This window comes from Pseudomonas sp. CFBP 13711 (assembly GCF_014842265.1).
Classification (GTDB): domain Bacteria; phylum Pseudomonadota; class Gammaproteobacteria; order Pseudomonadales; family Pseudomonadaceae; genus Aquipseudomonas.
This window is the reverse complement of sequence record NZ_JACYVI010000007.1, coordinates 293,065-307,287: the sequence shown is the minus strand read 5'-3', so window position 1 is coordinate 307,287 and position 14,223 is coordinate 293,065. Positions and strand designations below refer to the sequence as shown.

The window sequence follows — 14,223 nt, the reverse complement described above, 5'->3', positions numbered from 1 at the left end:
GCTAATCAATCAAACGTAATCCCCTGCGCCAGCGGCAGTTCGCGGGAGTAGTTCACCGTGGCGGTCTGGCGACGCATGTAGCCCTTCCACGAATCCGAGCCGGACTCGCGACCGCCGCCGGTTTCTTTCTCGCCACCAAACGCGCCACCAATCTCTGCACCACTCGGGCCAATGTTGACGTTGGCAATGCCGCAATCGCTGCCCAGCGCCGAAATGAATTGCTCGGCCTCGCGCACGTCAGTGGTGAAGATGCAGGACGACAGACCTTGGGGCACGTCGTTGTTCAGGCGCACCGCCTCGCTGAATTCTTCGTAGCCCACGACGTACAGAATCGGCGCGAAGGTTTCGCTGCGCACCACATCGCTCTGCTCCGGCATTTCGACGATGGCCGGCGAGACGTAGTAAGCGTTGGGAAATTTATCTTCCAACTGGCGCTTGCCGCCAAACACCTTGCCGCCTTCGCTTAAGGCCTGTTCCAGCGCCTCCTGCATGTTTTCATAGCTTTGCTTGTCGATCAGCGGACCGACCAGATTGCCTTCCAGCGGATGCCCGATACGCACTTTGGCGTACGCCGCTTTCAAGCGCTCGACGAACTCGGCCTTGACCGACGAGTGCGCAATCAGACGACGCAGGGTGGTGCAACGCTGACCCGCCGTGCCGACAGCGCTGAACAGCACGGCACGCACGGCCAGGTCCAGATCGGCACTCGGGGTCAGAATCATCGCGTTGTTGCCGCCCAGCTCCAGAATGCTGCGGGCGAAACGTGCGGCGAGTTTCGGCGCCACTTCGCGGCCCATGCGCGTGCTGCCGGTGGCGCTGATCAGCGCGACGCGGACGTCATCCACCAACGCCTCACCCGCTTCGCGGCCGCCGACGATGCATTGGGTGAGGTACTGCGGAGCGTCCGAGAACTCAGCGGCGACTTTATCGAACAGTGCCTGGCAGGCCAGCGCTGTCAGCGGGGTCTTTTCCGACGGTTTCCAGATCACCGAGTTACCGCAGACCAGCGCCAGTGCGGTGTTCCACGACCAGACCGCAACGGGGAAGTTGAACGCGCTGATGACGCCGACGACGCCCAGCGGGTGCCAGGTTTCACGCATGTGGTGGCCCGGGCGCTCGGAAGCGATGGTCAGGCCGTACATCTGACGCGACAGGCCGACGGCAAAGTCGCAGATGTCGATCATTTCCTGCACTTCACCCAGCCCTTCCTGAGTGATCTTGCCGGCCTCCCACGACACCAGCTCGCCCAGGTCGGCCTTGTGCTTGCGCAGCGCTTCGCCAAACAGGCGGATCAGCTCGCCACGCCGGGGCGCAGGCACGTTGCGCCACGCTTCGAAGGCGTGGTCGGCGCGGGTGATGCGCTGCTCGACTTCGGCGGCGCTTTCCCAGTTCACCGACGCCACCTGACTGCCATCGATCGGCGTGTGAACAGGCTTGTCGCCCTGTTGATAAAGCGCGGCATCGACACCGAGTCGGGTAAGCAGGTCGTTGAGCATGGTTTCTCCTGAAACTGATCGTAAGCGCGAAAGCGGAATGCCAAATATGGGTTATTTCGTCAGCCTCTAGTAATAGCTGGCGGGCGGCACTGCAACAAACGACGATTAAGCGAGATATCATTCCGTTTTTTCATGCTGATGCTTAACGAGCCGAATATGCTGAGCAAACGCCATCTCCCGTCGGTCACCGCGCTGCAATGTTTTGAAGCGGTGACCCGCCACCTGAGTTTTACCCGCGCGGCCGAGGAGCTGAACCTCACCCAGAGCGCGGTCAGCAAGCAGGTCGCCCAGTTGGAAGAATTGGTGCAACACCTGTTGTTTCGAAGGGTTCGTCGGCGCCTGCAATTGACGCCAGCCGGTGCGCTGTACCTGGGCGAAGTGCGCAAAGTGCTCACGCAGATGGAAATGTCGACGCACTTCCTGCGCTCCTACGGCGGCGAAACAGAAGTCCTGCGGGTGTCGACACCCTCGACCTTCGGTGCCCGCTGGCTGGTGCCGCGACTGAAGGGCTGGGGCATGCGTCATCCGCACATTCATCTGGATCTGGTCAACGAACAGGAAAGCGATGACCTCGCCCAGAGCCGCTGCGACCTGTCGTTCTATTTCGGTGGTGGCGCCCGGCCCGGCGCCGAGAGCGTGAGGCTGTTCAGCGAAGAGCTGATCCCGGTCTGCGCCCCCGGCAGTTTACCGATTGAGCCCTTCACCGATCCTACGCAGTTGACCGATCTGGTCCTGCTGCAAAACGCGCATCGCCCCCAGGCCTGGCATGACTGGTTCGAGAGTCAGGGCTACCAGACGGAACACAGCTACCACGGCCCGCGTTTCGAAACGATCTACATGTGCATTCGCGCGGCGCAAGTGGGATGCGGCGTCGCGCTGCTGCCCCGGTTTCTGGTCGAAGAGGAACTGGCTGACGGCAAACTGATCATCCCATGGCCCCATGCTCTGCCGAGTCAGGACGCCTATTACCTCGCCTACCCGGAACACGCGGCCGAAGTGCCGAAGATCCGCGTGTTTGTGGAATGGATGCTCGAACAGCTCAACGAGCCAACGCCGCAGTGAGTTAAGGGGGGGCCCGCCTGTCGCACTGGACACACGCGGTGTTCGTAGGACCGGCTTCAGCCGGGAAGAGGCCCTTTTGCATACGATCACATCTGCGGCGTGACCACCGACGCCTTCCCGGCTAAAGCCGGTCCCACAATCGCTGAAACATTTCTGCCCCTCTTCCACGACGACTGGCATTATGTCGGCCATCGTCAATAACAAACCGGACGTACCGCCACAGCGCTACCGCAAGGTTGTATGCGACACCCAATTGAATCCCGGGCCGCACCTTGGCGGCCCGCTGCTGGCTGGAGCGACACAATGAGTGAGAGCGCTTTCGCGGACCGCATCGTGCAGAACCTGCTCGATACCGACCTCTATAAGCTGAGCATGATGCAGGCCGTGCTGCACAACTACCCCAACGTCGAAGTCGAGTGGGAGTTTCGCTGCCGCAACGGTGAAGACCTCAGGCCGTATCTGGCCGAGATCCGCCATCAGATCGAGCAGCTCTGCGAACTGTCGCTGAGCATCGAGGAAACCGGTTTCCTCGAACGAATCAACTTCATGAAGCCCGACTTCCTGCGTTTCCTCGGGCTGTTCCGCTTCAACCTGCGCTACGTCCAGACCACCATCGAAAACGACGAACTGTGCATCCGCCTGTCTGGCCCATGGCTGCACGTGATCCTCTTCGAAGTGCCCGTTCTGGCCATCGTCAGCGAGGTCCGCAACCGCCACCGCAACCCGGAAACCTTGCTCAGCCAGGCCCGCGATCAGCTGTACCGCAAGTTCGACTGGCTGACCGCCACCGCCACCGCCGATGAACTGGCGGAATTGAAAGTGGCCGACTTCGGCACGCGCCGGCGCTTCTCCTACGCGGTGCAGGAAGACGTGGTTTCAGTGCTGAAAAAGGATTTCCCCGGCCAGTTCGTCGGCACCAGCAACGTGCACCTGGCGCGCAAATTCGACCTCAAACCCCTCGGCACCATGGCCCACGAATGGATCATGGCCCATCAGCAACTTGGCCCGCGGCTGATCGACAGCCAGATCGCCGCGCTCGACTGCTGGGTGCGTGAGTACCGAGGTCTGCTGGGTATTGCGCTGACCGACTGCATCACCACCGATGCCTTCCTCGGTGATTTCGACCTGTTCTTTGCCAAGCTCTTCGACGGCCTGCGCCACGATTCGGGCGATCCTGTGCAGTGGGCCGAAAAATGCATCCGGCATTACCAGAAGCTGGGCATCGAGCCGATGAGCAAGACGCTGGTGTTCTCCGACGGCTTGAATCTGCCCAAGGCGCTGGAAATATTCCGCGCGCTGCGGGGTCGCATCAACGTCAGCTTCGGGATCGGCACCAACCTGACGGCAGACATTCCGGGCATCAAGCCGATGAGCATCGTGCTGAAAATGACCGCCTGCGCCGGCCAGCCCGTGGCAAAGATTTCCGACGAGCCCGGCAAAACCCAGTGCAAGGACCCCGAGTTCGTGTCCTATCTGCGCCACGTATTCAAGGTGCCAGCCTGAGTCGAGCACCGACCGCCGCCACTTTTCCATGCCATTCCTTTTTTGCTCAAGGAGTCAATCATGCAAGACGTACAGCGCGAGATCGCCCGGCAGCTCAACGTCCAGCCGCCTTTCGCCAATGACGAAGCGCTGCAGGCGGAAGTCAGCCGCCGCGTGCAATTCATCAAGGACTGCCTGAACAACGCCCGCCTGAAAGTGCTGGTGCTCGGCATCAGTGGCGGCGTGGATTCGCTGACAGCGGGTCTGATGGCCCAACGCGCCGTCCGCGAGCTGCGTGAGAGCACCGGCGACAATGCCTACACCTTCATCGCCGTGCGCCTGCCGTACCACATCCAGCACGACGAACATGAAGCCACGGCATCGGTGGATTTCATCAACCCGGACGAGCGCCACACGGTGGACATCGCGCCCTCGGTGAAAGCGCTGGTTGATCAGATCAAAGCCTTCGAAGGCCAGGCCGCCAGTGCCGTGGATTTCGTAAAAGGCAACATCAAGGCCCGGACGCGGATGGTCGCGCAGTACGCCATTGCCGGCGTGAAAGGCGGTCTGGTCATCGGCACCGACCACGCCGCTGAAGCGGTCATGGGCTTCTACACCAAGTTCGGCGACGGAGCCTGCGACCTGGCGCCGTTGAGCGGTCTGGTGAAGAATCAGGTCCGCGCGATCGCCCGCAGCTTCGGCGCGCCGCAAAATCTGGTCGAGAAAGTCCCCACCGCCGACCTCGAAGAACTGGTCCCCGGCAAACCGGACGAAGCGGCCCACGGCATCAGTTACGCAGAGATCGACGCCTTCCTGCACGGTGAGCCGGTGAAGCAGGAAACCGCCGAGATCATTGTCAGCACCTACCGCAAGACCCAGCACAAACGGGATCTGCCGTACGCGCCATAAGGCTCGGTAATGAAGATGCCCGATGGGTTTGGATGAAAATCCATCGGGCAGCATTCAAAAACGGAATGAACCCGTTATTTCTTTTCGCTTGATGGCGCTCGCCATCACGGCTTACATAGCGCTCTGACTTCCCCGCCCAGAGCCGCTATCCATGACTGCTTTCCAAGGCCTCTTCTCCCTCGTTGCGTCCACCGTCGGCCAGCCCGCTGCGGCATGGCTCGAACACCGCGTCGAGGTGCCTCAGGCGCTGAGCGGATTTTCATGGTCTGACGAGGCGGTCCATCGGGTCTGGCTCGCTGAAGCGTTGAACCTGTGCCTGTTCCACAAGCTGGTGGAGGCCGTGCCTGACGGACTTCGCTACGTGGACGAGCAATCCGAGGGCGGCCGCAAGGTGGTGTTTGACCACGGCGCGATCCGCACCGTCGACTGGGCGGACAACGGCGAATTGCCGCGCGGTCGTCAAGCCTTCTCGCGCCTGCTGGAGCCGCTGGGTTTCACCGATGTGCGCACCTATCCGCTGACCAAACTGAACATGACCGGCTGGGGCTATCGCCAGATGGACCTGCCCGAAGACATCGCGCAGTTCTTCGTCTCCGAACTGCACCCCGGCCGACTCAGTCAGCCGTTTCAAGAGGCGGTCAGCCGTGTCGTCGGTTCGAGCCGCGACCCGTTGAGCCCTGAAGACTTGAGCGTTCTGAGTCGCCTGCGCACGACCCGGCATTGCAGCCTCATGGAAGCCACTCAGCTGCTACCGGCGCTGTATCGCGCGTTTGGCCGCCAGCATGGCGTCGTTCGGGAAGATGACTATCGCAAGCTACTCAGCGAGAGCGCGGAAATGGCGTGGATCGCCACCGAAGGCAACAGCTTCAATCACCTGACCGATCGGGTGGTGGATCTGGAAGCGACGGTGGCCGAACAGCATCGGCGCGAGCGGCCAATGAAGGACAGTATCGAGGTGTCAGGTTCGGGAAGGGTCATGCAGACCGCGTACAAGGCGTGCACGGTAGCCCGAGGGCTGTTGACCGCCGAGGGCGTCGTGGTGACGCACAAGGTGCCGGGCTCATTCGTGGAGTTCATTCAGCGCAAGATCGACCCTGACAACGGCAAGATCGATCTCAACTTCGACAGCAGCAACGCCCAGGGCATCTTCAAGATGACCGACTCGAAGCAGGCCCAATAATCACTTCAGCGTGACAGTGCCTTTCATCATGCCGATGTGGCCCGGGAACGAGCAGAAGAAGCCATATGCCTGGGCCGGATGCAGCTTGGATACGTCGAACGTGACCGCATCCGACTCGCCTCCGCCGATGACTTTGGTGTGGGCAATAACGCGCGCGTCACCGTCCTTCAGATAATCCTTGTCGATGCCGACGCTCATGCCGTCAGTGGCGATGTGCGACATGTCATCGAATTTGCTGATGACCAGGTTGTGGCCCATGACCGCCTTCGGCAGGCTGCCCGTATGTTTCAGGTTGACGGTGAACTGCTTGCAGCTCTTGTCGATTTCAATGGCCTTGGTGGTGAACGTCATCTGGTCGGTGGAATCGACTTCGACCGAGCATTCGGCCGCCAGCAGGTGCCCACTGGCCAAAGTCAGAACGGATGCAGCGACAAGCTTGCGAATCATGGTGCGTCTCCTGGTGGGGCAGCCCTTTATTTTGTATACAAAGACTGCCCTAAATTAGAACAATGCATCAACCGCTATTAATGAGAACCTCTGGGCGGCCTCTATCGGAGCCATCGAGACAATCAAACAGTCAGCGCTACGATGGCTGCATAAGATCGCCCTGTCACCCATCTTCAGGACGATCCCATGCAACTTTCCAGCATTTTCCGTAGCTTGCTCGCCGCTTACGCCTGCGGCGCATCGGGCAATTACGACCGCGCCAGCCAGGATTACGGCGTCTATAAACGCGCGGTTTTCAACGGCTGAGACCTGTAATGGCGGGCAACTGACCGTGATTGATGATCGAGTGAGGAAAAATACCCCGCCGGTTTTGCACCATTCTCAGGCAGAATGTGCTGACTTATCGTCTGCCTCGAGGACTGCCCATGGCCAAACCCAACTATTCCTTCGCCAAACGCCAACGTGATCTGGCAAAAGAGCAAAAGAAAGAGGAAAAAGCACAGCGCAAGCAGGCCGAGAAGGCTGAAGCAGAGGCTGGAGAAGGTGCAGTCGTAGACGGCGAAAACGCCGAAGGCGCCACCGAAGCTGAGCACTCTACCGATGCTGAAGGCTCCACCGAAGTAAAAGGCTCCGCCGAAGAAAAGCCTGCTGAGTGATCATCTGATTCAGCGCAATGGGATGGATGAACGCGAAAACCTGTAGGAGTGAGCTTGCTCACGATGGGATTTTCGCCATGATCCATCCATTGGCTGACACCCCGATATCGCAAGCGCGCTCACAGCCCCGTCGATACCAACGCCCGCCTAACCCGTAATCGGCATCACCGTCACCCGCACTTCCGGATCGTGGCTCCCGCCTCCCAGAATCACCCCCCGCAATGGCGACACGTCAGAAAAATCCCTCCCCCACGCCAGACTGATGTGCTCAAGCGCAGGCTGAACGTTGTTGGTCGGATCGAAATCCACCCACCCCAACACCGGACAGAATACCGACACCCACGCATGGGACGCATCGGCGCCAATCAGCCGTGGCTGGCCGGGCGGCGGCTGGGTCAGCAGATAGCCGCTGACATACCGCGCCGCCAGCCCGCGCGAGCGCACGCACGCCAGCATCAAGTGAGCGAAGTCCTGACAGACACCTCGTCGGGTTTCCAGCACTTCCACCAGCGGCGTGGCCACCTGAGTCGCCTCGCCATCGAACGTGAACTCTTCGAATATCTTCTCCATCAGCGCCTGCGCGCACAGCAGCATCGGCCGTCCGGCGGGAAAGCAGCTGGCGGAGAATTCAACGAAGGTCTGCTTCAGATGCACGTAGGGCGATTCGAAGCGATAGCGGCAGGCGTCGAGGATATCCGGCGCCATCCTCGAGGCGCTGTAGGTCAGTCGATGCTGCGCCTCGTCCCATGGAGCGGACCCATTGAAATCCAGCTGCGGTCGTTCCAGCACTTCAATGCGCAGGCGCGCGTTGACCTGCAGCTCATCATGGGGACGTTCGAACGCCAGGCGCGTCAGCGGATTGCCGAACACGTCCAGCTCATCACGGCGGGTGGTCGGGGTCGGGCTGATGACCAAATGCTGCTCAAGGCAGCGCTGCCAGGGACTGCGCCGTGGCCACAGATGGGCGAGCTGCTGGGCCAGGGAAACCGGGCTGTCGTATTTGTAGTGGGTGTCGTGGAGGACTTGATATTGGGCGCTGTTCATCAGACCGACACCGTGCGCTGGCTGACATCATCGACGTGGGCGAAATGACGCAGCGCGAGCCGGTCCGAAACGTGGCCGCTGGTCTCGCCGATGGTTTGCAGCAGATCCGCCAGCCCATCCAGTGCTGCCTTGATGCTGCTCTCACCGAACAACCCTTCTTCCAGGCAACCCAGATCGAACACCGCCAGCCGCTGAATCAGTGTCGCGAGGCTGTTGTCTTGAGGCACACCGAAATCCTCGTTCATGCGCTTCACCGAGCGCGCCACCAGCTTGAGCTGAAACAACACCGCGTGGGGGTTCTGATCGTCCAGCACCAGCAGGTCGAGCACCGGGATCAACTGCGGCAGGGCCAGATAGCGCGAGCGGTAGGTGATCCCGCTGTTGCCCAGCTCCAGCAGCCCGTCCAGGGCGTCCTGATGAAACACCGCCTCGCTGCGCAGGAACGCCGCCAGCGTCGTACAGAGAAACTGCAAGCGCTCGATGCGCCGCCCTATCATCAGGAAGCGCCAGCCCTCGTCGCGGGTCATGTCGTCCAGGGCAAAACCGGACAGCGCCGCCAGCGACATCACCAGCCGGTTGAGGAAATCCAGCAACTCACCGAAATCAGGGCTCTCGGTCTCCAGGCTCAGGGCTTCACGCTGCAATTCCACCAGCGCCTGCCAGTTCTCGCGGGACAACTTGCCGCGCACCTGTGACGCCGCCCACTGCAGGCGCTGCAAATTGGAACGCAGGCTGAACGGCCAGTCGTCACCCAACAGCGCTTCAAGCAAACGCTCATGCAGCTCGCTCGGCTCATCTTCGTCCTGGAGCGGAAGCAGATTCAACCGTTCGGCCAGCTCGACCGCTGCTTGCAAAGCGACTGGATCATCGCCGTCGACATAGCGCGTCAGCATGATCCGCAGCAGGCGCGCGCTGTTGTCGCAGCGCTCGCAATAACGACCGAACCAGAACAGGTTTTCCACCACACGCGACGGTAGGTACGGGTCGCGGCGGATCAAGTCGTGCACGCCCAGCGAGTGACGGTTTTTCCACGGTTCACTACCCAGGGGTCGCTCGCCAAGAATCCAGGTGTCCTTGCTTGCGCCGCCGCGCTGCATCGACACCACGTCAGCGTCGGCATCGGCCGCCACACGGGTCAAGCCGCCCGGCAGGACGCGATATCCATCGGCCGTTGCCACCGCGTACACGCGCATGCCGATGGCGCGGGGCTGCAGCTGACTGTCCTCGCCCTGCCAGACTGGCGCGTGGGACAACTGCGCCAATTCCTGCGCGACGTAGGCATAAGGCCGGGCTTGCATACGCGCGGCAAGGGCCTGGCGGTCATCGTCGCTGAGATCGCGGCCGAAGACCGGGGCGAAACTCTGGGACGGGAACGCAGGCTTGATAAGCAGCTCCGGCATCTTCTCCAGCGCCTGGGCCAGCACCGGCGGCTCGCCGCACCACCAGGTGGCGATCGACGGCAGCAGCAGCTCTTCACCAAATAAGTGTTCATTGATCTTTGGCAGAAACCCCAAAAGCCCCGGCGATTCCAGCACGCCGCTGCCCAAGGCATTGGCGACCAGCACGCGGCCCTGTCGCACCGCTTGAAGCAGGCCCGGCACGCCCAGCGCGGAATCCGTGCGCAGTTCGAGTGGATCGCAAAAATCGTCGTCCAGACGGCGCATGATCGCGTGAACACGACGCAGGCCGCTCAGGGTTTTCAGGTACACCGTCGCGTCGCGCACGGTCAGGTCGCTGCCTTCCACCAGTGGATAACCCAACTGACCGGCCAGATAAAGATGCTCGAAATAGCTTTCGTTGAAACGCCCAGGTGTTAGCAGTACCACCAGCGGGGCTTCGTGGCTGGTGGGTGCCTGGCGCGCGAGGGTTTCCTGCAGCGACCGGAAGAAATTCGAGAGGTGCTGGACTTGCAGATCCCGGTACAACTCGGGAAACGCCCGCGACACGATCAGCCGGTTTTCCAGCGCGTAACCGGCACCCGACGGCGCCTGAGTCCGGTCGGCGGTGACCCACCAGCGACCGTCGGGCGTGCGCGCCAGGTCAACCGCGTACACATGAAGAAAAGTGCCTTCAGGCGGCTTTACGCCTTGGCATGGCCAGAGAAAGTTGTTGTGGCCGAACACCAGCTCCGCCGGCAGCAGACCTTCGGCGATCAGTTCCTGCGGGCCGTAGAGATCAGCCAGCACGGCATTGAGCAAACGCGCGCGCTGGGCGATGCCGGCCGCCAGTGGCTGCCACTCTTCCAGTGGAATCACGTGGGGCAGCATGTCCAGTTCCCAGGGCCGATCGGCGCCCTTGGGGTCGGCGTAGACGTTATAGGTGACGCCGTTTTCCTGAATCTGCCTGGCGAGCAGCGCCTGACGCTGGATGAGCTGCGCAGGTGTGCTGCGCTGGAGATGCTCGTACAGCCGCTGCCAATGCGGCCGAACGGCGCCGCTGGCATCCAGCATCTCGTGGTAGGTACCCGGGGTGAGCGGATAGTGGTCAAGCAGGTCTGGCATGGAAGGCTCGGCAGACAACAAAAGGACTCGAATCAACTGCGCTCAGAGTAGCGCAGACAACATGACACGCAGGGGCGCTTTCCATGTTTAGACGTGCGGCACGGCGACCTGACCCCACGTCAGGCCGCCGGCGCGATTACCGATGCAGGCGCAAATCCAGGGTCATCGGCAGTTCATCGTTGAGGGTTAGCGTGGGGACGTCCAGTTTGCCGGGACTGTGTCCGACCCGGAAGAACCGCGCCAGACGTCGGCTTTCCGCCTCATTGGCATTCACCGGCAGGGTTTCGTAATTGCGCCCCCCAGGGTGAGCGACATGATACTCGCAGCCCCCCAGCGAACGCTGCATCCAGGTGTCGAGAATGTCGAAAACCAGCGGCGCATGCACCGGGATCGTCGGCTGCAAGGCATTGGTCGGCTGCCAGGCGCGATAACGCACCCCCGCGACGAACTCGCCTACGCGCCCGGTCGGTCGCAGCGGCACCGGCACACCGTTGCAGGTGAGCATGTAACGCTGCGGCGGCAGGCCGGTGACCTTCAGCTGCAAGCGCTCAAGGGATGAGTCCACATAACGAACCGCGCCACCCGCTGCACCCTCCTCGCCCAGCACGTGCCAAGGCTCCAGGGCCTGGCGCAGCTCCAGCTCGATACCGCTGACGGTGTAATCGCCGACCTTCGGAAAGCGAAACTCCAGATGCGCCGCGAACCACTCCGCGCGCACGGGATAACCGGCGCTGTTGAGCTCGGCGATGACGTCGGCGAAATCCTGCTCAATGAAATGCGGCAGCATGAAGCGGTCGTGCAGCTCGGTACCCCAGCGCGCCAGTTTCGCCGGTGCATAGGGTTCGCGCCAGAAACGCGCGACCAGTGCCCGCAGCAACAGCTGCTGCGCCAGACTCATGCGTGCGTGGGGCGGCATCTCGAAGGCGCGCAGTTCCAGCAAGCCTAACCGGCCGGTCGCACCGTCGGGCGAGTACAACTTGTCGATGCAGAATTCGGCGCGGTGGGTGTTGCCGGTCACGTCGATCAGCAGATTGCGCAGCAGCCGGTCCAGCAGCCACGGCGCGCATTCTTCGCCCGGCGCGGGCATTTGCGAGAAGGCGATTTCCAACTCGTATAACGAGTCGTTGCGTGCTTCGTCGACACGCGGTGCCTGGGAGGTCGGGCCGATGAACAATCCAGAGAACAAGTAGGACAGCGACGGGTGGTTATGCCAGTAACTCAACAGGCTGCGCAGCAGATCCGGCCGGCGCAGGAAGGGCGAGTCGCCCGGCGTTGCGCCACCGAGGACAAAATGGTTGCCGCCGCCGGTGCCGGTGTGGCGCCCGTCGATCATGAATTTCTCGGTGGTCAGCCGGGTCAGGCGCGCCTGTTCGTAGAGAAACTCGGTGCGTTCGACCAGCTCATCCCAGGTGGACGACGGCTGCACGTTCACTTCGATCACGCCCGGATCCGGGGTGATGCGGAAGTTCGCCAGACGCGGATCGCTCGGAGGCTCATACCCCTCCAGCAACACCGGGCAGCGCATGTCCTCGGCCGTCGCTTCGATGGCGGCGACCAGTTCCAGATAGGCCTCAAGGGATTGCAGCGGCGGCATGAACAGATACAACCGCCCGCCCCGCGCCTCGGCACTCAAGGCGGTGCGGGTCAGCCAATCGGCGGACTCGTCGATCTCGGGTTCGCGCTCGACGCCCGGGTTGCCCTGCTCTGCCAGGCCATCCAGTCGCGACTGAACTTCGTCGCGGTCGGGCAACTCGGCAAATGTCTGATTGTGGTCGGTCGGGTGGATGTAGGGATACTCGGCAGCCTTGACCCAAGGCTGGGAAGCCAGTGGCAGGCGATAGCCCAGCGCGGAGTCCCCCGGCACCAGACGGCAATGCTCGTCGCGCAGGTACCAGCGACCGCTCTGCCAATGATCGTCGGCGGCGGTTCGCGCCAGCGGCAGCACGTGGCCGATGATGGTGTCCAGCCCTTGGGAAAACACTTTGCGCAGGCGCTCGCGTTCAAGGGGGTCCTCAAGACGCGACGCTTCGGCGCTGACGTTTTTGGGCAGCGCGCCCTCACGCCACAGGTAATAGAAACGGTCTTCGTAGGCCGGGAAAACGTAGCGCGCCGGCAGCTTCAGCCGCTCGGCCACGCTACGCAGGAAACTGCCCGCCATCTCGCTGTCGGCGCCATAGTCACGGGTTTCGTCAGCGACCAGCGCGTTGTTGCGCCACACCGGTTGCCCGTCCCGGCGCCAGAAACAGTTCAGCGACCAGCGCGGCAATTGCTCACCGGGGTACCACTTGCCCTGACCAAAATGAACGATGCCCTGGGGCGCGTAATGATCTCGCATGCGCTGGTACAGCTCGGCCGAGAGCAGACGCTTCTTCGGCCCCAGTGCGGCGGTGTTCCATTCATCCCCGTCACGGTCGTCGATGGACACAAAGGTCGGCTCGCCGCCCATGGTCAGGCGCACGTCGTGTGCCATCAGGTCGTTATCAATCTGCCGGCCCAGCGCCTGAATGTCCTGCCACTGCTCTTCGGTGTAGGGCTTGGTGACGCGGGGCGCCTCCCAGATACGCTGCACCGACATCTCGTGGGTGAACTCGGTGTTGCAGGGCTCGACCATGCCACTGATTGGCGCCGCCGAAGACGGCTCGGGGCTGCACGCCAGCGGAATGTGACCCTCACCGGCAAACAGGCCGGACGTGGCGTCAAGGCCCACCCAGCCAGCGCCGGGCAGATACACCTCGCACCAGGCGTGCAGATCCGTGAAATCAACGTCGGTGCCGGAGGGTCCATCCAACGCCTTCACATCGGCTTTAAGCTGAATCAAATACCCGGACACAAACCGCGCAGCCAAACCCAGATGTCGCAGTAACTGCACCAGCAACCAGGCGGAGTCACGGCAGGAACCGGAAGCGTTTTCCAGGGTGTATTCCGGCGTCTGAATGCCCGGCTCCATACGAATCAGGTAACCGATGTCATTGGCCAGACGCTGGTTGAGGCCGACCAGAAAGTCGATCGCCGGAATCGGCGTGCGGTCGATGCTGTCCAGATACGCCTGGAATCTTGGGGTCAGCGGCAGCTTTTCCAGATAGGGCTGCAGCTCATGATGCTCTTCGCGGGCGTAAGTGAACGGGATCTTCTCGGCGTAGGGCTCAAGGAAGAAATCGAAGGGGTTGAACACCGCCATTTCGGCGACCAAGTCCACCTCGATGCGCAACTCATCAGTCTTGTCCGGGAACACCAACCGCGCCAGGTAATTACCCTGCGGGTCCTGCTGCCAGTTGATGAAATGGTTTTCAGGAAGGACTTTCAGCGAATACGACAACACGCGCGTGCGGCTGTGGGCCGCCGGGCGCAAGCGGACAATCTGCGGACCCAGCTCAACCGCGCGTTCGTAGCGGTAATGCGTGACATGGTGCAAGGCAATGTGAATCGACACGGCGTGCCTCCTGCGA

The 14,223-nt window shown here is 61.9% G+C and carries 10 protein-coding genes; 5 read left to right on the top strand and 5 right to left on the bottom strand.

From position 1 onward, the window contains the following. Window positions 1-5: 5 nt before the first annotated feature. Window positions 6-1,496, bottom strand: a complete 1,491-nt coding sequence (gene amaB, locus IFT47_RS15665; RefSeq protein ID WP_192171077.1) for an L-piperidine-6-carboxylate dehydrogenase — start codon at window positions 1,494-1,496, stop codon at window positions 6-8. Window positions 1,497-1,652: 156 nt separating this feature from the next. Between amaB and IFT47_RS15660 the strand changes: the two genes are divergently transcribed. The 4 genes from IFT47_RS15660 to IFT47_RS15645 all read left to right on the top strand — a co-directional run bounded on the left by IFT47_RS15660 (window position 1,653) and on the right by IFT47_RS15645 (window position 6,129). After that, entirely contained in the window at window positions 1,653-2,558 is a 906-nt protein-coding gene (locus IFT47_RS15660; protein WP_192171078.1) for a LysR family transcriptional regulator, read from the top strand. A 303-nt stretch (window positions 2,559-2,861) separates the two neighbouring features. Beyond that, complete coding sequence (pncB, locus tag IFT47_RS15655) at window positions 2,862-4,061, top strand: nicotinate phosphoribosyltransferase (protein ID WP_192171079.1); 1,200 nt, start codon at window positions 2,862-2,864, stop codon at window positions 4,059-4,061. 60 nt (window positions 4,062-4,121) lie between these two features. Further along, complete coding sequence (nadE, locus tag IFT47_RS15650; protein ID WP_192171080.1) at window positions 4,122-4,949, top strand: ammonia-dependent NAD(+) synthetase; 828 nt, start codon at window positions 4,122-4,124, stop codon at window positions 4,947-4,949. A 151-nt stretch (window positions 4,950-5,100) separates the two neighbouring features. Next, complete coding sequence (locus IFT47_RS15645; protein WP_192171081.1) at window positions 5,101-6,129, top strand: DUF1338 domain-containing protein; 1,029 nt, start codon at window positions 5,101-5,103, stop codon at window positions 6,127-6,129. Here the strand turns inward: IFT47_RS15645 and azu are convergent, their stop codons facing one another. After that, window positions 6,130-6,576, bottom strand: coding sequence for an azurin (azu, locus tag IFT47_RS15640; protein WP_192171082.1), 447 nt, complete (start codon window positions 6,574-6,576; stop codon window positions 6,130-6,132). A 425-nt stretch (window positions 6,577-7,001) separates the two neighbouring features. Between azu and IFT47_RS15635 the strand changes: the two genes are divergently transcribed. Beyond that, window positions 7,002-7,232 (top strand): hypothetical protein, encoded by a 231-nt coding sequence (locus IFT47_RS15635; protein ID WP_192171083.1) that lies wholly within the window; start codon window positions 7,002-7,004, stop codon window positions 7,230-7,232. A gap of 147 nt (window positions 7,233-7,379) precedes the next feature. Here IFT47_RS15635 and IFT47_RS15630 read toward each other — a convergent pair whose 3' ends face one another. The 3 genes from IFT47_RS15630 to IFT47_RS15620 form a co-directional block, all read right to left on the bottom strand. Then, window positions 7,380-8,276: a transglutaminase family protein gene (locus IFT47_RS15630; RefSeq protein ID WP_192171084.1), complete on the bottom strand. Its 897-nt coding sequence runs from the start codon at window positions 8,274-8,276 to the stop codon at window positions 7,380-7,382. Then, window positions 8,276-10,777, bottom strand: coding sequence for a circularly permuted type 2 ATP-grasp protein (locus IFT47_RS15625; protein WP_192171085.1), 2,502 nt, complete (start codon window positions 10,775-10,777; stop codon window positions 8,276-8,278). Before IFT47_RS15625 ends, IFT47_RS15630 begins: the two co-directional genes overlap by 1 nt. Window positions 10,778-10,913: 136 nt before the next feature. Next, window positions 10,914-14,207 carry a transglutaminase family protein gene (locus IFT47_RS15620; RefSeq protein WP_192171086.1) on the bottom strand — a complete coding sequence of 1,098 codons (3,294 nt, stop codon included), beginning with the start codon at window positions 14,205-14,207 and terminating at the stop codon, window positions 10,914-10,916. Between the last annotated feature and the right edge of the window lie 16 nt (window positions 14,208-14,223).

What these genes read in the sequence shown, in the direction of transcription:
- IFT47_RS15635 (WP_192171083.1), top strand. Translation starts at nt 7,002, where the DNA reads ATGGCCAAACCCAACTATTCCTTCGCCAAACGCCAACGTGATCTGGCA.
- azu (WP_192171082.1), bottom strand. Translation starts at nt 6,576, where the DNA reads ATGATTCGCAAGCTTGTCGCTGCATCCGTTCTGACTTTGGCCAGTGGG.
- IFT47_RS15660 (WP_192171078.1), top strand. Translation starts at nt 1,653, where the DNA reads ATGCTGAGCAAACGCCATCTCCCGTCGGTCACCGCGCTGCAATGTTTT.
- IFT47_RS15630 (WP_192171084.1), bottom strand. Translation starts at nt 8,276, where the DNA reads ATGAACAGCGCCCAATATCAAGTCCTCCACGACACCCACTACAAATAC.
- pncB (WP_192171079.1), top strand. Translation starts at nt 2,862, where the DNA reads ATGAGTGAGAGCGCTTTCGCGGACCGCATCGTGCAGAACCTGCTCGAT.
- amaB (WP_192171077.1), bottom strand. Translation starts at nt 1,496, where the DNA reads ATGCTCAACGACCTGCTTACCCGACTCGGTGTCGATGCCGCGCTTTAT.
- nadE (WP_192171080.1), top strand. Translation starts at nt 4,122, where the DNA reads ATGCAAGACGTACAGCGCGAGATCGCCCGGCAGCTCAACGTCCAGCCG.
- IFT47_RS15645 (WP_192171081.1), top strand. Translation starts at nt 5,101, where the DNA reads ATGACTGCTTTCCAAGGCCTCTTCTCCCTCGTTGCGTCCACCGTCGGC.
- IFT47_RS15625 (WP_192171085.1), bottom strand. Translation starts at nt 10,777, where the DNA reads ATGCCAGACCTGCTTGACCACTATCCGCTCACCCCGGGTACCTACCAC.